We start from the raw sequence: 17,576 nt of genomic DNA, 5'->3' as shown, positions 1-17,576 counted from the left end.
CGGGGTTACCGGGCAAAGCCGGGCCGTTTGCCCTGCAACATTCAAGGCGCGAAGCCAATCGGCTGGCCTTCGGACTCTTGACCGCCTCGGACAGTCGGGAGGCACACGCGACAGTGTCCCTCACGAAGCCCAGCCGTCTCGCCGCGTCAGGCGGAGAGGCTTCTGAGGTGGTCATGTAGGTGTGGCAGGACGAGTTCGTGCAGGCCTTCTTGTTCACAGCGGTAGCCGTTGTTGTCGGCGATAGCGCGGGCCAGCGGGCGAAACGCTTCCGGTGCCGTGACGGTCAGTGTCTCTGCCTGTTCGCGCCAGGCGGCGAGTGCCTCGTTCTCTTCCTCCAACATGTATCCAGCTGCGTAGAGTTCGGGGGTCATGCCGATGGGGGTGATGGTGCGGCCGCTCTTGGCGCTGAGTTTCGCGATAATGTCGATGCCGGGTGGATCGAGGTCGCCCCAGGCTGTCACCGGGATGTCTGGCAGGCGCGTGAGGAACATGACGAGCGCCTCTGAGGCGTAGCCCTCCATCCAGATGCAGAGCCATTCTTCGGGAACGCTGGTGCGGCTGAGTGCCTGAAACGTCTCCTGGTTCTCGATCAGCAGCACGCCGACGGCGGCAACGTCGAGGATGCCCTGGGTGGCGGCAGCTTTACCGGGGACGTCGACGAACGGCCGCGCGGCGGCAGCGTCCGCGACCAGGCTGTCGAGCCGCCAGCTGGCCGGGCCGAGCATCCGGATTCCAGTGTCGGCGGTGTAGACCGCCTGGTCGAAAGGCAGGCCAATCACGTTACTGAAGGCGTTCTTGGCCGGTTGCGTCCATCTCTTACTTCCGCCGAGCGCGCGCACGGCGAGCTCACGTTCGGCGAACTTCCACTGGCGGAACTGTCCTTGAAACCATTCGGCGGCCGCGCTGAGCGCGGCGTTGTAGGTCGCCCAAGTGCGTGTCGCCGCCGTGGAGTTCTCGGGCGGGAGCCAGGACGAGGGATCGGTCAAGGCCGTGAGCAGTGCGAGTTCCTTCTCCAGCTCGGGGACCCCGGTGAGGCGCTCGGCCAGGGTGGTCCGCGCATGGTGGATACGGTGCTTCTTTACGATTCTGCGGTATCGGGCCTGGCCTCGTTTGGTCAGCAGGGGACCGTCCACGCCGATCAGCAGCTGGCGCAGCGGGAGTGCGTATGCGCCCTCCAGGAGGGCCTGGTTCATCCGGTCAAGGTGCACGTAGGGGCCGCTCAGGCTCTTCGTGCCGAACAAGTCCACCAAGTCGGCCCGTTCCCGTGATGTCAGGGGCAGTTTCATCTTGCGATCGAGCCTGCCTCCGTTGGCGATCCGGCGGCGCAGGGCCGCGCAGAACGCCTCTCCGCCCGGCGTACCGGCCCATTGCTCCAGCCCCGGGGGGAGTTCACCCCTTCTCGTCATCCGCCGCATCCTCGTCGTCGAAGGTGTGGTCGCCGTTGTCGGCCTCAGTCACCTCGTCCTCGGCGAACTCCTCGTCGAGAAGGTCCTCTTCGTCGTCCCAGTCGAGGCCCATGTCCAAGGAGGTGTCCTGGCGCAGGGCAGGGTCCGGCAGGGCGTGCCGCTCAGCGCCATCCCACAGGATCGGGGTGGTCAGCACGCCGGGCAGGCCTGAGTGCCGGAAGAGCTGGTACGTGGCCACTTTGGGCACCTCTTGATGGAAACCCCATTCGTCATGGCTGGCCAGGACCACATCTAGATCGAGCTGTGTGAGCAGCCCCATGCACCGCCCCCGCATTTTGGTGTCGATGCCGGCGAATGCCTCATCAAGGTAGATGGGGCGGGGCGCGGTCGCTGCTGCACCCTGGTAGTGAGCAGCCGCAGCGACGAACAAGGGCAGTTGGAGTGCAACGGCCTGTTCACCGCCGGACCCTCGTTGCTGCTTCTGGTCGGTGAGATTGGTCCAGCTCTGGTCGGGGCCGGCCTTGTGGCGGATACGGATGCGGCTCCAGGCCCGGTAGTCGAGGGCTTCGCGCAGGTGCGTACGCCAGTCCGCACCGCTCTCGTTGTCCCGGGCGGTCTCCACTCGCTCGACGAGAAAGCGGATGAGCCGCTCACGCGCGTCCTCAGACAGGTGCTCGCTCGACTGCCCGTCCAGGGAATCCAGGGCGTCCAGCACGTCCTGGTCCTGGTTCGGGTCGGGTTCCCAGATGAGCTTCATGAGGTGTCCGGAGGACGTGGGTACCTGTTGGAGCAAGGTGTTCATGTGCTCGATGAGCCTCTTCGCCCGGGCGCGTCGACGCTGGAGGTGATCACCGAGCCGCCCCAGCAGAACCTCGGTGAACAGTCCGTGCTCCTCGTCGCTCAAGTAGCTGCGACGGGTGTGGATTTCGTTGGCCATGATGTCCTGCGCCTCGGGGACCCTGCGGTTCTCGCCGTTGTGAAGGAGAGTGACCAGGAACAGCGTGCCGTCGTATGTGGCGCGAGGCCGCCAGTCCGGTCCGTCGAGTTCGGACTGCAAGAGTCTGAACTGGGTGTCGGTGTCGGTGCGTGCCTCGTTGAGGGCTGCTTCGCTCCAGGGTTCGTCGGCCAGTTGGGACACTCCGGTCCGGGCCTGCGCCTCGACCTCCGTGAGACTGTCGATGCCGGCGGCGTTCACGCCCGCCAGCTCGAGATAGCCGTAGTCGCCCAGTCGGCGATAGTTCTTCACCGCGTTTTCGTACTGCTCGTCGAGTGCTGTGCACTCCTTCGTTGCAGTGTCGACGGCGCCGATCAGGGTGCCGACCTGTTCGGATATCTGTGTGGACTTGCTGTGGTTGTCCTCCAGCGCGTCCTTTGCCGCGGAGAGTTCCTTAGTAGCTACGGCGAGGTCGGCGAGGACCTTCTCCACGTCGGCGCCGACCAGGTCTGTTCGTACCTTGAGCTGCTCCTTTCTGTCTTCGAGATCGGTGTGGGCTTCGGCGAGTTCCTGTTCGCGCTTCTGGAGCTGAGTGGAGATCTCGATGAGGCGTTGTCCGGAGCGGTGTGCGCTCTTGCTCCGCGCGAGGTGTTCCTTGGCGGCGTGGAAGAGGCTAGTGACGCTGTTGGTGTAGCGGGTCAGGGACTGCTGTTCCTCAAGAATGGAAGCGTGGTCGGGGCGTACGCCGCGGGGTCGGGCGTAGTCGTCGAGTTGACGCTCGGCGTCCTGGCACTCCTCCCACACCCCGTGTTTGTCCGTCTGCGCCTGCTGTATCTCCCGTTCGAGCTCGCTCAACAACGCGCGTGCTCCGTCGAGTGCGCGCCGGGCCTCTCGCACCGGGCGATCCTTTTCCCGGGTCTCGGCGCACTCGGTGTCCAGCTGGTCCAGTCGCCCCCGGGTGCCGGTGATCTGAGCGTCGAGTTCGGTGATGCTCGCGTCCAGCGCGTGCAGTTGCAGGTCCAGGGCTTCCAGCCGCCGTTTGCGTTCTGCGGCCCTCGCCGTTGCACCGATGTAGGCGGCAGCAGTACCTGTCGTACGGCCATGGACGGCGCCGATGCGCCAGGTGCCGTCCGCTCCAACGCGCATGGAGTGGGGGTGTGCGGTGTCCTGGTCGTCCAGAGCGATCGAGCTGAGGATGCGCCGGGTCACGGCCGCCGGGACCAGCGGGTGGTCGACGGGCTGGATGACGTCGAGTACGGAGCGTTCCGGTGCCTCCCGCTCGTCGAGCGCGATGAGCACGGTCTCCAGTGTGTCGCGGGAGAGAGCCCGGCCGTCGCTGGTGACCCAGGCGTCGAGCAGGCCGGTTCCGAGCAGCGCGGCTTCGAGTTGCGCCGCCTGGTGATCCGTCACCGTCGGCACGAACTCCAACAGCTTCCACAGGGGCGCGCCGTCGCCGAGCTCAGCCTTCCGCGTTCGGCGCGGGGTGAGGGGAGCCGGAGGCGGGGGGTCCTTCTCGGCGGCGACACTGCCGCGTTCTGCGGTGAGCTCCCGATGCTTCGCCTGGAGCTCCTTCCGGGACGCCTTCTGCTCTGCGAGCGTGGCGTTCAGCGCCCCTTCAACGTGCCGGGCCTCGGCTGCGACCAGCTCGGCCAGTGTGATACCGGCGTCCTTGCCCAGGACGGGTACGGCCGCGAGGAGGTCACTCAACTGCTGTTCCGTCAGCCGAAGTTGCCGGCACTGTTCAGACCAGTCGACGAGGAAGGCGCGCAGCTCACGGGTGCTTCGTGCCAGGTCCTCCTCGTGCCCGTCGCAGGTTTGTTTGGCCGTGTCGAGACGTTCGCCCAGGCGGGAGCACAGGTCAGCAGCTGAATCGTGCTTTCGATGCGCCTCTGTCACGTCCTCGGCGAGCTTGGCTGCTTGGGACAGGATTTTCGTCCGTGAGTTCACATGGCCCATGAGGGTGTCCCGGGCCGTCTCGGGGGTGCGGCGGACGGCCTCTCGCTGATCGCGGTGTACGACTTCCAGGGCGGTGACGGCCACGCACTGGTCGGCCCACTGATCCGCAGTGTTCAGCTGTTGGAGAGCCGTTTCCAGCTCGCCCTGTTCCGTCTCGTCTTCCTCTGCGGCCTTGTCGCGGCCCTCGACCGCCTCCTCATGCCGTTCGTTGGCCTTGCGTAGCTGTTCCTCGGCGGCGGTCACCTGGTTTTGCAACGCGTTGATCAGCCCATGCTGCTTCATCTCTGGACTGTTGTTCAGTTCGTTGACACGGGTCTGCAGGGTGTTGCTGTGCAGCTGGAGGCGATGACGCTCAGCCCCAAGCTGATGCACCTGGTCCCGCGCCCCGGAGAGTTCGTCGGCCTTCGCACGCTGGGTCCGGTGCGCGGCACTGCGCCGTGTTCCGGTGGCGACCAGACCTTCGGCTTCGCTGCGCACGATCCGTCGGGCCAGTTGGCCGTAGACGGACAAGAACGTGTCCACATGGCCTTTGTTGCGGACCAGGGCCTGCAGTTCCTCGCGTTCACGCGCGAGTTCGTCGAACTTTCCGGCGAGGTCTTCCAGAACCAGGCTGCTGACGGGTGGCAGACCGTCTCTGAGCAGCTGACTCAGCTTGCCCACCGTCAGGTCCTCGCTCAACTTGGGCCGGCGCAGCGTCAGCAGAAGATCGACGAGCGCGAGGAGCCTGGACGAAGAGAAGCCGAAGAGGCGTGCGGCGAGCGCCTCACGGTAGTGCTTGGCCCTTTCGTGAACGTTCTCCTTGCCCAGGACTTCTTCCAGCTGGACGCGGTTACGAGGCCGCCGGTCGTCGTCGTAGAGGGAGAAGTCGGCCCCCACGCGCTGGGACGTGGTGAAGAACCACTTGTCCCGTAGCGCCTGTTTGCCTGACGCCAGTGCGTGCACGCCGATACCGACCGTCAGATACTCGAACTCGCCGGACTCGGTGACGTGGCCGTATTCCGTCCACACATAGCTGATCCGCTGCACGTGCCCTCGGTACAGGACGTTGTCGCGCATGGAACGTGCCGCGTTGCCGAAGGGGTCCATGCGGCGGGCGCTCAGAATGCCGTCGAGCAGGAGTGGGCTGGTTACCTCGAGCGCCTTGGTCTTGCCGCTGCCGTTGTGGCCGCGCAGGATCAGCTTCCCGCCGTAGAAGAAGAACACCTGCTCGTCGTACTCCCAGATGCCGAGCAGTCCCATGCGCAGGGGCTGGAAGCGCTCGCGCTCGGGTATCGGCAGACCGCCGTCGAGGAGCTGTTGCAGGGCGGGGTCGGTCACCGGAGTCTCAGAGGGGCTCATCGCTGTCGTCTTCGCTGGGGAGGGTGGGTGAGCTGGGAAGGTCGTGTGCGCCGAAGAGCATCAGGTTCTCGGCGCCCTTGCGGGCGCCGAGGCCAGGCTGGGCGCGGTAGCGGGCCAGGCCCGGGCGGATGCGGATTCCTCCGGAGATGTGTTCGGCAAGGCCCAGTCGGATGAGGATGGGCAGCGCTACTTCCTTGACGCGGATCGCGTCGATCGGGTGGCCGTTGATACTGGTGATCACCTTGAGCAGATCAGCGGCGACCTCGGCGGTGAGTTCGAGCAGCCGCGGATGCGGTACGAACGTTCGGCGCGGGGATCTGCTGTCCACCTCGCTACAGAGCCGGTCGGCCAGGACCAAGGCGGCGAACGAGGGCGCGCTGGTCATGGGGAATTCCAGGTCGGTGAGTTCCTCGTCGATGATGGCCGCGCCCTCGGCGCGCACCTCGACACGGGTGTCGAGGCCGAGGCGCAGGGCGGCCAGCAACTCCTCGACGTGAGCGAGGAAGTAGTCACGTTGCTCGCCGGGAAGGTCGTCGAGGTAAACGACAGGTTCGTCAACAAGTCGGCGCATCAGAGCCTGACGGGTCATCTCGTCGGCCGTCCTGCCCTGTCCCGCCCCAAGAGTGTCGATCAGTTCGTCCGGCCCTCCCGCTTGAGCGGGCGCCACCGGGGCGGCCAGCATCAGGGACGCCGTGCGGTGGTCGACGTCGTACAGCGCGTCGCCGCTACCCGCGACATACTCCTTCTCCTGCTCGCGGGCAGTCCCCGCTTCACCGGTGGGGGTGAGTACCCCGTGCCGGCACAGCAACCGCACCATGGCCACCAAGTCGAAGCGTTCACGATGCACGGTGGCGTCGAAGCGACGCAGCGCGGTGTGGGTGGCGGTCACGGCAGTGAGTTTTCCAGCGAGTTCGCTGATCACGGTCTGCCGTCCGCAGTCCTCCAGGACCGCCAGGAGCAGGCAGTACAAGGCCGACTGCCGAGCCGTCGGCCCCTCGATGTCCCGCCGGCCAGGTGCCTCGGGGATCTTGAATAGACGGAGCCGGTCGCGCTCCACATGTAGTTGCCAACCGATGTGGTGGTCGAACCAGCGCCTCAGCTCGGCCTGGTGTCTGCGCGCCAGGTCCAATGTGCGAATGTGGCGCCCCCGCCGGTGCAGCAGGGGGTGGACCAGTAGTGCTCGAATGATCTGGCTGCGTTCGAATGCGGCTTCGCGGCTCTGGGCGGTCACGCGGATCTCCCCGAGGTGAGGCGGACCGTCAGTTCCATGTCGGCGATCCGCAGCCGCCCGCCGCGCATCGCGACGGACGCCGCTTGTGTGGACGATGGTTCCGCCGGGGCGAGGGTGATCGCGAGCCGTCCATCGCTCGTCCGGGCCCTGCGTACGCCGGGACCGTCTTCTGGCGCGGAGAGCACGCAGTCCAGACAGCGCAGCAGGACTTCCGCCTCCGCGTCGTTCAACTGCCCCAGTGCTGATAGCCGGACGGGGCCGCGGGCGGCCATCGATTCCTCTGCGGAGGTCTCCTCGTGCTGCTGCTTGACGAGTTCCGCGGCGAGCATGCTCTTGGCACGGCGCGGACTGCGCACCCGGGGCGGCGGCCCGGGCCGCATCCGGGGTCCGGAGGCCCGATATGCCGCAGAGACCGTTGCGGGCGAGCTGTCCCACCAGCTGGACAGGGGAAGGACATCCTCGTCGTCATCCTGTGGGCGTGGTGTGCCCAGATGGCGAGCGGAGTACATCCCGAACGCAGTGTGCCACAGCGCCGACACCTTCTGCTGGGGGCTGTCGCCCATCGCGTCGAACCACGTGGCCAGCGTCACCAGGTCGGCTGCTCGGTCGACTCTGCGGAAACGCTGCTCGTTGATCTGCCGGATGGTCAGCAGAATGTGGTTGACCGCGTCGGATGCGCGATCTTGCAGGGTCTGCGCGACAGGCAGACGGTCGGGCCCCTCGAAGAACCAGCTGCGCACGCCCGCCCACTGGCCCACCAGCCGGTCGGTGTCCCGCGCGACGATGTCCTCCTTCGCGACGCCCAGCTGCGGAGCCGCCTCCAGGGCCGCGATGTCGCCGAGCCGCAGCGTGATGTCGGCCTCCTCGGCCTGCTCGATCAGCCCGGAGATGAGTGGCCCGGTGCGGCTCAAGGCCAGAATGAAGGTCTGCAAGTACCCGACGACGACATCCTTGTAGGCGAGGAACGCCTCGACGTCCAGTTGGTCGTCCACAGCGAGGGAACGGTTGAGTCCCTGCACGAAGAGCTTCGCGTTCCCCGTCAGCTGCGTGAATCCGCCGGCCAGGCGCTGGAAGGCGCGACCGGCACCGGCCAGGTCCGGCGGAGACTTCTCAACGGCCTTCACCAACACGGTCAGCGCCTCAAGGACCTCCGGCAGCATCGAAGCCTGAAGGGCGCCAGTGGCTCCCAGCTCCTGGTCGATCAGCGTCAGCGTGCGGTGGACCTGTGCGCCCGCGGGCGTCAGCTGATACAGGAAGTCCTTGCGTATGAACTCCTGCACAGTGCCGCTGCGTCGCAAGTTATAGATACGGGTGACGTTGCCCCAGGTGTTCAGCAAGTCCAGAAGGCCGTCGATCGGCGGCATCTCGGCCAGCAACTCGGGGGCACCGCTCAACCGCTTGGCCACCTCCCGGCCAATCTCGCCAGTCGGGAGATGGATGCCGAGCCGTGACTCCTCCTCCAGAAGAACATCCAGAGCGAGTCGGAAGTACACAGCCTGCTGGGATGTCAAATAGTTGACGAGAGGCATGCGGTGGCCGAAGCCGTACACAGTGGTCATGAATCCTCGCTGCTGTCCTCCGGAACGGCTTGGGCCGAGCCGTAGGCCTCCACGGCCGACTTGATCTTCTTGATCCTGCTGACGGACAGGTCCTGTAAGAGAATTTGGTGTCGTCGCTGCCGAAGAACTTGTCAAAGAGATTGGTGAAGGATGTCTTGCCACTGTTTCCCGGCTCACCACCAGCGCAGCCTTCTTGTCGATCTTCACCCCCACGCAACACGCAGAAGTTCGCCACTTTGGCACAGGTCAGCTGCACTGGATCTCCCGAGCCGTTCCACCCCTGGCGTGCCGCCCTGACCCAGCAGGCACACCGATCTCGTCCAGTATCAGGCAACGACTGGCCCAGATCTGCACTTTGCCAAGAGTGGATCATTCGTTCGACAACTCGGGTGTTTCACTCAGGCTGAAGCCGCCGAACGGGGGCCGGTGCAACTGCGGCGGCAGGTCTATACCTGAGGGGCCGGGCCACTGAGCTACCCGCCGTGACAGACGAGGGAGCGCCATGGAAATCATGGAGTGCGGCCGGATGTGTATGAAAACGACTCAGCCGGCGGAGCACCCCCGCCGCAGGAGCGCATGGCAAGGGCATCTGTCAGGACAGCACAAACCCGAGATCGTTAAGCCCGGGTCACGGAGAACACAAGCGGCACCAAGGCTCGGACTCCTCGCGCGGTTTCTGACGCCTCATCACGCACAGTTGTCCACCGGCCGTCCACCGGAGGCACCGAGCACCAGGCGAATTCTGCGGCTCGGCAGATCAAAACAGCGGGTCAAAGCCTCGCGACTACGCATCGACAACTGCGAGCAAACCGGCGACCTACGCTTTACGAGGCATAGGTCGCACTTGCCCGATTCGCACGGAACTCACGGTCAGCCTTCAGGAAAAACCCCAGTTCAGAGGCCTGACCTGGGGTTCGCCTTGGAGCCGCCTTCGGGATTCGAACCCGAGACCTACGCATTACGAGACCGTGAGCGTTCGTGCTGCGTGGTGCCGTGTTGTGCCGCCCTGTGTCGTCCCGCCTGATCAGAGCAGGTGCGACAGGTTGACTCGTGCCACCTCGTGAGGCACCGTCCAAAGGCGTCTGTCCACCGACTGTCCACCGGTGGGTCCAGGGAAGAGTTGCGTACGAACATCTCCCGCGGCACTCAGCAAAGCCACAGGCCGACAGCTGAATGCGTTGAGAAGACTGTCGCGACCCCACAAATGCGTTCTCGGCACTCCCTGCGGTCGGCACTACTGGTGGGCGTCCAGCCAGTCGTTTTCGTCTACTCGGCGATAACAGCGACGGGAGCGTCCCAGTCGTTGCGGTCGACGGACAGGGGGACACCGCCCCTGGTCTCCTTGCTGTTGACCATGTACTGGTGCCCGCGGCGATGGCCCGTGACAGCGACGTGCTCCAGGGCCAGTCACGTGTGGTCGTCTTGTCCTGGTCCCACAGCGCGTACCACATGATGTCGGGCAGATCCGTGCGATCCTTCGCGGTCGCGACCGCAGCGGCGCTGGTGGATCTGAAGCCGTAGTAGCCGGACCAGTAGTTCTTCGAGTGGACGGCACGGGTCCAGGCCCTTACGTAGGTGAGGACCGCGGTGGAGGCGCTCGTCCTCGACGCCAAACTGAGCCTGTGGAACTTCCACTCCGGCAACAACACCGACTGCAAGGCCTACCCCTGGGAGGTCTGGTCCTCAGGCGCTGCATCCACTTCCAGCCGGTGGACGAACCGGCCCACGATGACAGCGAAGAAGGCCACCTCCACCGAAACACGCGGCAACACCGCGTGCACCAGCCAGCCCGACGGCTGGATCAACGCCGACGTGACAGCCCTGGTGCAGGAATGGGCCTCGGCCAAGGCCACCCGCGGCCACATGGGCCTGCGCGCCTCGGACGAGAGCGTCGTCGCGCAGTGGAAACGGGTCAACTCCGCCAACGCGGCGTCCAACCCACCGAAACTGGTCGTGAACTACAACTACCGGTCGCGCACCGGCACCAAGCAGGAAGCGGGCCCGCCGTACTTCTCGTACAGCGGCGCCTACGCCGTCAACACACTCACCCCGACACTGCGTGACACCTTCGGCGACGCCAATGGCGACAAGGTCAACGGAACCTTCCAGATCTTCGACAACACAACCAACGCGCAAGTCGGCGATGTCCTGGTCTCACCATTCGCACCATCCGGACAGATCGCCTCGGTGAAGGTACCCGCCGGGGTGCTGGCCAACGGCAAGACCTACCGCTTCCGTACGTTCCCGTACGACGGTACGCACTACAACAACGGCTGGTCGGCGGAGAAGACATTCACAGTCGACACCACGGCCCCCTCCGCACCCACGGCGATCACCTCGACGGACTACCCGTCGACCGCCTGGGTCAAGGGCGCCGGCCAAGCCGGTATCTTCAATGTCACCCCACCGGCCACCGATCACCAGTGGCTGGAGTGGTCGCTGGACGGCGAGACCTGGACCAAGGTAACCACCAACGGCTCCGCCGCGGCCAGGAACATCTCCGTCACCCCGCCGCGCGACAGCAATCACACGCTGCACGTGCGAGCCGTGGACAAGGCTGACAACAAGTCCGAGCCCCTCAGCTACGATTTCCACGCTGGCCCGGGCGGCTTCGCCCAGCCCTCCGAAGGGCAGCGCACCGCCCGTCGGCTTCCGCTGGTCGCCGAGGCCGACGCGGCAAAGTACAACAATGTCTCCTTCTCCTGGCGCCGCTCCGCCGCAGACGCGTGGGTGGTGATCCCCGCCGGGGACGTCACCAAAGACGGCGTAGCCCTGTCCGCCTGGCCGGTGCCGCTGACCGGCGGCAAGAACGCCGCACTGGTCTGGAACGCCACCAACACCGTCGATCCGGACGGCAGCATCGAGATCAAGGCCAACTTCACCGGTCCCAACTCCGCCGTTGGCGGGACCGACCCGCTGAACGTGATCGTCGACCGCGCCGCAGACGATGCCACCACCGAGGAGGTGGGCCCCGGCACAGTGAATCTGCTCAGCCACTACGACTGCGGATGTGACACTCCCGGTTGGGTCACGGAAGACAGCCAGGGCAGTGTGACCCGCTACGTCGAATCGCTCGGCGGAGGCGTCACCGCCACCACGAGCAAGACGGGCGACACCGTCCTGCAGCTCAGTGACATCCACGGTGACATCACCCTCCAACTGCCGCTCGACATCAGTAAAGCCCCCACCGTCCAGGACACCGACGAGTACGGCAACACGCGCGCCAGCAGTACGCCCGCGCGGTACGACTGGCTCGGGGTACGGCAACGCTCCGGCGAAACTCCCTCCGGACTCACGTTGGTGGGCGCACGGGCCTACGACTCCACCACCGGCCGGTTCCTTCAACTGGACCCGGTGGTCGGCGGCGGCGCGAACGCCTATGGCTACCCGCCGGACCCGATCACCATGTTCGACCTGGACGGCAAGGGCTGGTTCTCCTGGGGCCGCGCCTACCGGGTCACCGTGTGTGTGGGCGCCATTTTGTGGGTCCTCGGTAGCGCCTACTTCGCCGCCGCCAAGATCCGCAGAATTTGGCAGGTGATCAGGCGTTGGGGTGGCATTCGGGCCGCCGTGACCCGCGTAATGAGTGCATGCACCCGATACCTGCGCGGCAAACGCCTGGCAACGATGATGATCACCGCAGGCTCGGCGATCCTGGGTATCGACGCCGTCTACGACAAGTGCATCAAGACCAAACTGTAGACGCGGGGCGCCGTCGGCACCGACCCCGACGGCGCCCCTGTCCCATCTACCACCAGAGTCTCCTCCGGCCGGGAACACCTCCCGGCCGGAGGAGGCCGGTAAAAGGATCTGTATGAATTCACCGAGTCCCGTCCTGATCATCCTCGCGCTGCTGTGGACCGTAGCCGCCGGTACGGCACTGATCGCATCGATCACGCTCTCCGTCCGAGGCAAACGGCGGGAGGCAGAGTTCGCCGCTTGGAATCCGTTCGGCACGGGCTTCCTGATCGCCGCGACAGCCGCGATAGCCAGCTATGCGGTCGCCGCGATCGCCACAGACCACTTCTCGCCCAGCGGTGCCGCCTTCGGCGTTCTGTGGCCCGCCATGGCCGCCATGGCCCTCTCCTATGTGGCGAGAAGGCGCACACCCTCCTGGCCATGGTGGGCCAGCGCGATCTTCGCCGCTGTCGGCGCCGCACTGTACGGTTCCCTGCCGATGTGACCCGCCCGTGCCGACGGCGCCCGCAGCTCTGCCCTGCCACCCGAAGTGGCGGGGCAGAGCTGTGTGTACGGCGTGCGGAATCCTCTACTTGAGGTAGACCAGTCCGTCGATGGTGACGGCGGGGCGGCCAGCGAGCGCCGCCCGGAGCAGCGTACGTAATACGGGTGCGCAGCGGGCGGGTGAGCAGTATGGCGGCGACTACGGCAAGGCCAATTCCGAGTTGGTGCGTGATAGCGGGTGAGGCGTCGTGCCCGTCCGGTGGCATGATCCGGCTGTGGCGATCATGGTCAATCGGGCGGTCCTGGCACATCGGCTGTTCACGGGGGTCTCCCGGCGTCATCTGGCCTGTCTGATCGAGGAGTTGGCCGTGCCGTGGCAGGCCGGCGTGGAAGGCCGCCGCCATGCTGCGCGAGGCGGGTCCAGGAAGCGGGCCGAGGGCGCGGGCGCCCGCCACCAGCTGGTCTTCGTCGACCGGCTGGTGGCCACGCTCATTCACCTGAGGCACGACCTCCCGCACGCCGTCCTCGGGCTGCTGTTCGGCGTCAACCGCTCCACCATCACCAGGGCCGTCGGGGAGATACGCACACTCCCGGCCGAGCGGGGGTGCGCGGTCCCTAACCGCCCTGACCTGCGGTTGCGGACGTTGGCGGACGTGTTCGCCTATGCCTGGGCCGAGGGCATCGAGCTCCGTCTCGACGCCACCGAGATCCAGGTCCGCAGGCCAAAAGGCGGCTGCGTCCTCCATTCTGGGACAGCCGTCGACGGAGTGGAGCCAGGATTGTCCTGGCTCCACTCCGTGGTGCGCGCGTCACTGAGTCACTGGAACTGTGCGAAGAATCTCCAGATCTCTGCTTTGGTCCAGGTGGCGACGCCGCTTTCACCGGAGGAGCCGTCGACCGGACCGGGTATGTGACCTCCGTCGAACGCGGCCCACTGGACCGGGTACCCGGCACGGCAGCCCGAGTAGGTGGTGGTGATGTGCGTTCGGCTGCCCGGCGCGGGCTCGCGCGGGCTCTGTTGGGTGCAGCCGTTGTTGCTGACGAATCTGTCGCGCAGGGACCGTCCTTGCGCGATGTTGAGAACGGAGTCGCTGATGCCGTGGATTCCGAAGTAGGCGATGGGCTGGGTGCCGCCGCTGCACCCGCTGATCTGAGCGCCGGAAATGACCGCGACAGCCCTGAAGACGTTCGCCCGGCTGCATGCGAGTGCGTAGCTCATACCGCCGCCCCAGCTGAATCCCGTGGCCAAGCGCTGTGCCGGGTTGACACAGAGGCCGCCCTCGATTCGCCGGATCATGTCGTCGACGAAGGTGATGTCCTCACCGCCCGAATTGGCCCAGCCGTTGCCGAGGCCCTGGGGGGCGACGAGGATCGCGCTGTTGTTCGACTGTTCCTGTTGGCCGTAGTAGGACCAGGCGTTCCCGCTTGTGCCGCCCGAGGCGACGTCGCCGGCGGTTCCCCCCCGCCAGTGGAACGCGAAGATCAGCCGGTAGGGGTGGCTGTTGTCGTAGTTGGCGGGAACCCTGAGGATGAAGCTGCGGCTCTTACCGCCGCTCTGAATCGTGTGCGTACCGCTCGCCAGAGTCGGGGCGCTGCCGCATCCGCCGCCACCGGACGACAGCTTGATCATCTGCCATTGCTGGTTGGCGCCGCCCCAGTCGGTGTACTGGACGACGTTGCCGCCGTCGGCGGTGGACGCGCCCTGCACCTCCACCGCCTTGCTGCTGGTGCGGTTGATCAGCCGGACGTGGCCCGCGTCGGAGTCGGCCAGGCGGAACTGCTGGTTGGCCCCGTTGTGGTCGGCCCACTGCTGGATCGCGGCACCGTCTGCGGTCGAGGCGCCGGCCACGTCGAGAACCTTGTCCGAATGCCGGGCCTTGAGGCGGTAGAAGCCGTCGCCGGAGTCCACGAACTGCCACTGCTGATGGGCTCCGTCGTTGCGCGTCCACTGGTTGACCCGCGCGCCGTCGACGGTGGACGTGCCAGAGACGTCCAGTGCCTTGCCGCTGTTGCGATTGACCAGGACATACCAGGCATTCGTGTCCACCGTCGCCGCCTCGGCGGGCGCCGGATTCACCGCGGCGAGCATGCCGATCGCGAGGGTCGCCGCCACCACGGCGGCGACCCGGGACCACCAGCGATGTCTTTGTGGAGGGGCGGGGGAAGCCGCACCGTAGGTCTTCATCGATTCGCCCTTTCGCCTGTGACAGGTCCCATCAGGTGCGGGTCCAGCGTTGGTTGCTGCCGTTCGAGCAGGAGTAGAGCTGGATCGGAGTGCCGTTGGCGGTGCCGCCTCCGACGGCGTCGAGGCAGAGACCGGACTGGACTCCGACGATGGATCCGTCGGAGTTGAGGCGCCATTTCTGGTTGTCGCCGCCCCAGCAGCTGTAGATCTGGACTTGGGTGCCGTTGCCGGTGCCGGCAGCGTCCAGGCACTTGTTGCCGTAGACCCTGAGCTCGCCGGCGGCGGTGTACGTCCACTGCTGGTTGGTGCCGTTGTGGCAGTCCCACAGGTGGAGCTGGGTTCCGTCGGTGGTACTGGTGCCGGGCACGTCCAGGCAGCGGCCTGAACCGACGCCCTTGATCGGCCCGGAATCCGAAGGGGGCGTGGTGGAGCCGCCGTTGAGCGCGTCGAGGACAGCGGTGTAGGCGGGCTTTTTGCTGCCGTCGCCGTTGAACAGCAGCGGCGTGTGCTCCGGTCGCCAGGAGTCGGTGTCGCGCACACCCCAGACGGTGATGCCGAGGCAACGCGGCACGGCCAGGCAGTCGTTGGTCACGTCGGCGTAGGTCGTGGCCGGGGCACCCTGGATGTCGAGTTCGGTGATGGCCACGTCGACGCCGAGAGCGGCGAAGTTCTGCAGGGTGGTGCGGAAGTTGCTGTTGTAGGGGCTGCCGCTGTTGAAGTGCGACTGGAAGCCGACGCAGTCGATCGGCACACCGCGCTGCTTGAAGTCTCGGATCATGGCGTACATGGCCTGGGTTTTGGCCCAGGTCCAGTTCTCGACGTTGTAGTCGTTGTAGCAGAGCTTGGCGGCCGGATCGGCGGCGCGCGCGGTGCGGAAGGCGACCTCGATCCAGTCGTTGCCGGTGCGTTGCAGGTTGGAGTCGCGCCGGGCTCCCGAACTACCGTCGGCGAACGCCTCGTTCACGACGTCCCACTGGGCGATCTTGCCCTTGTAGTGGGCCATCACGCCGTTGATGTGGTCGATCATCGCCTGGCGCAGCGTGCTGCCGCTGAGGCTCTGCATCCAGCCGGGCTGCTGGGAGTGCCAGGCCAGGGTGTGGCCGCGCACCTGCTTGCCGTTCTGCACCGCCCAGTTGTAGACGCGGTCACCGGCGGTGAAGTTGAACTGGCCCCGCTGCGGTTCGGTGGCGTCGATCTTCATCTCGTTCTCGGCCGTCACCGAGTTGAACTCACGGCCCGCGATCGTCGTGTACGCCGAGTCACCCAGCCTGCCGGAGGCGATGGCGGCGCCGAAGTAGCGGCCGCTCTGCGCCGCCGCGGCGCCGAGCGTGTTCTCGGCGGCGTGTGCGGTCGGCGGCGCGACCAGTGCGGCAACCGTACCTGAGGCGCCGACGACCAGCGCCAACAGCAGTCCGCGGATCTTCCGGCGGACAACGGATCTGGGAAGGGCATACGAGCCCATGACTGTGCCTCCAAGGTAGAAATCACGGAAGGAGTGAAGCGCGGGGGAATGCGTCGTCCGCTCCCATTCGGCAGACGGACGGGGCGGGCCGGAACCCGGGCAGCACGGAATCACCGGACCTTGCGGTCATGGGACCGGGACGATCTCAACTGGCACGGACGGCACCCGGTCGGCCGTCGGGTGACGCACGGCGGGCGGCGGGCGGTGTTCGACACAGGCAAGGGGTGCTCCATCGCGGCTCAGCCGGGGGACCGCCACACGGCGTCGCGTACCTCTCCAACTGTGCGAAGAGCCGACGCGCTGGTGCGAACCTCACCGGAACGAAACGGGGTGGCACAGGTGCTTCGGTGCGCGGATCTGTCGTGCGGCTGTGCGTGGATCTGCCGTGCGGCAAAGATTGCTCAGGGCCGACGCCGTTCGGTATCTCGAACTATGCCCGGTATCTCAGACAGGGATGATTAGGGTGTTGACGATGGATCGTCAACACCTCCCGCAGAAGAAGTTTCGGTTCCTCGCCCGAAACTTGCCGAATCCTGGCGAGCCGGAAGGCGAACCCCAGCGCCGCCGTCGACGGATGCCGTAGGGCCGGGCCTCGGGCGAGTACGCGGAGCTGCTTCCTCGGCCTCTCACCTCCGCACGGACGCCTTTGACCGGCGAGCCGCATCCGCAGACTCCGGAGTGGTTCCGGTCGGCGCGACAGCTCGTCAAGCCCAAAGGGGAGACGTCGTTTGTGGACAGATCGGCGACAGGTCTTGACCAGAGGGCCCCACATTCCTAGCTTGTGCCGTCGAGGCATCCGGGAATTCTTCGAAACTTTCGAGATTTTCCCTGTCCCCCGGCACGCCCGCTCGCCGGTTTCATCGGGGTCACCTCACCCCCGCCCCCACAGGAGGCCCTCTGATGTGGTTTCGCCCTCCGTCCCCGGTCCGTCTCAGGCGCTTACTCGCCGTCCTCGTGCCCTTGCTGCTCGGGGCCACCTTCCTCGGCGCCCAGCCCGCCGGCGCGGCGACCGTAGACCCCAACGCCTCGTATGTGCTGGTCAACCGCAACAGCGGCAAGGCCCTGGACGTCTACAACCTGGCGACCAACGACGGCGCACGCATCACCCAGTGGACCAGGAACGATCAGAACCAGCAGCTGTGGCAGTTCGTCGACGCCGGCGGCGGTTACTACCGCATCAAGTCCCGCCACTCCGGCAAGGTGCTGGACGTCCAGAACGGGTCCACCGCCAACGGCGGCCCGATCGTCCAGTGGACCGACGTGAACGCCACCAACCAGCAGTGGCGGCTGGCCGACAGCTCCGGTGGCTATGTGAGGCTGATC

9 protein-coding genes and 3 pseudogenes are annotated in these 17,576 nt (G+C 66.3%); 5 read left to right on the top strand and 7 right to left on the bottom strand.

Annotated features, from left to right (window positions below):
* Positions 1-146: 146 nt before the first annotated feature.
* The 5 genes and pseudogenes from GA0115259_RS11310 to GA0115259_RS40195 form a co-directional block, all read right to left on the bottom strand.
* Positions 147-1,406 carry a Wadjet anti-phage system protein JetD domain-containing protein gene (locus GA0115259_RS11310; protein WP_161230342.1) on the bottom strand — a complete coding sequence of 420 codons (1,260 nt, stop codon included), beginning with the start codon at positions 1,404-1,406 and terminating at the stop codon, positions 147-149.
* Positions 1,390-5,634 carry a TIGR02680 family protein gene (locus GA0115259_RS11305; protein WP_093594595.1) on the bottom strand — a complete coding sequence of 1,415 codons (4,245 nt, stop codon included), beginning with the start codon at positions 5,632-5,634 and terminating at the stop codon, positions 1,390-1,392. The genes GA0115259_RS11310 and GA0115259_RS11305 overlap by 17 nt, the downstream gene beginning before the upstream one ends.
* Positions 5,621-6,865, bottom strand: coding sequence for a TIGR02678 family protein (locus GA0115259_RS11300; protein WP_161230341.1), 1,245 nt, complete (start codon positions 6,863-6,865; stop codon positions 5,621-5,623). The genes GA0115259_RS11305 and GA0115259_RS11300 overlap by 14 nt, the downstream gene beginning before the upstream one ends.
* Positions 6,862-8,631, bottom strand: coding sequence for a TIGR02677 family protein (locus tag GA0115259_RS11295; protein ID WP_141716527.1), 1,770 nt, complete (start codon positions 8,629-8,631; stop codon positions 6,862-6,864). Before GA0115259_RS11295 ends, GA0115259_RS11300 begins: the two co-directional genes overlap by 4 nt.
* Before the next feature lie 1,059 nt (positions 8,632-9,690).
* Positions 9,691-10,022 (bottom strand): annotated as a pseudogene (locus GA0115259_RS40195) (glycoside hydrolase domain-containing protein); the annotation flags it as partial.
* On the opposite strand from GA0115259_RS40195, the pseudogene GA0115259_RS11290 reads away from it, so the two are divergent.
* From GA0115259_RS11290 to GA0115259_RS11280, 4 genes and pseudogenes are all read left to right on the top strand, one after another.
* Positions 10,015-11,418 (top strand): annotated as a pseudogene (locus GA0115259_RS11290) (DNRLRE domain-containing protein); the annotation flags it as partial. The pseudogenes GA0115259_RS40195 and GA0115259_RS11290 overlap by 8 nt on opposite strands.
* Positions 11,404-12,126 (top strand): RHS repeat-associated core domain-containing protein, encoded by a 723-nt coding sequence (locus GA0115259_RS41680; RefSeq protein WP_256097977.1) that lies wholly within the window; start codon positions 11,404-11,406, stop codon positions 12,124-12,126. The pseudogene GA0115259_RS11290 and the gene GA0115259_RS41680, both read left to right, overlap by 15 nt.
* Positions 12,127-12,238: 112 nt before the next feature.
* Complete coding sequence (locus GA0115259_RS11285; RefSeq protein ID WP_093594583.1) at positions 12,239-12,607, top strand: hypothetical protein; 369 nt, start codon at positions 12,239-12,241, stop codon at positions 12,605-12,607.
* 283 nt (positions 12,608-12,890) lie between these two features.
* Positions 12,891-13,340 (top strand): annotated as a pseudogene (locus GA0115259_RS11280) (transposase family protein); the annotation flags it as partial.
* Positions 13,341-13,423: 83 nt separating this feature from the next.
* On the opposite strand, the gene GA0115259_RS11275 reads toward GA0115259_RS11280, so the two are convergent.
* Complete coding sequence (locus GA0115259_RS11275; RefSeq protein ID WP_093594580.1) at positions 13,424-14,722, bottom strand: RICIN domain-containing protein; 1,299 nt, start codon at positions 14,720-14,722, stop codon at positions 13,424-13,426.
* A 100-nt stretch (positions 14,723-14,822) separates the two neighbouring features.
* On the bottom strand, positions 14,823-16,253 hold the full coding sequence (locus GA0115259_RS11270) for an endo-1,4-beta-xylanase (protein ID WP_093594577.1): 1,431 nt from the start codon (positions 16,251-16,253) through the stop codon (positions 14,823-14,825).
* A 900-nt stretch (positions 16,254-17,153) separates the two neighbouring features.
* Between GA0115259_RS11270 and GA0115259_RS11265 the strand changes: the two genes are divergently transcribed.
* Positions 17,154-17,576, top strand: a 423-nt coding sequence (locus GA0115259_RS11265) for an RICIN domain-containing protein (protein ID WP_141716525.1), incomplete at its 3' end; no start/stop codon positions are given.

The sequence above is a fragment of the Streptomyces sp. MnatMP-M17 genome (assembly GCF_900091995.1).
Classification (GTDB): Bacteria; Actinomycetota; Actinomycetes; order Streptomycetales; family Streptomycetaceae; genus Streptomyces.
Note: the sequence above shows the minus strand (reverse complement) of the source record. Positions and strands in the feature narration are given on the sequence as shown.

Coding starts and splice junctions, on each gene's coding strand:
- GA0115259_RS11310 (WP_161230342.1), bottom strand. CDS start 1,406: ATGACGAGAAGGGGTGAACTCCCCCCGGGGCTGGAGCAATGGGCCGGT.
- GA0115259_RS11305 (WP_093594595.1), bottom strand. CDS start 5,634: ATGAGCCCCTCTGAGACTCCGGTGACCGACCCCGCCCTGCAACAGCTC.
- GA0115259_RS11285 (WP_093594583.1), top strand. CDS start 12,239: ATGAATTCACCGAGTCCCGTCCTGATCATCCTCGCGCTGCTGTGGACC.
- GA0115259_RS11270 (WP_093594577.1), bottom strand. CDS start 16,253: ATGGGCTCGTATGCCCTTCCCAGATCCGTTGTCCGCCGGAAGATCCGC.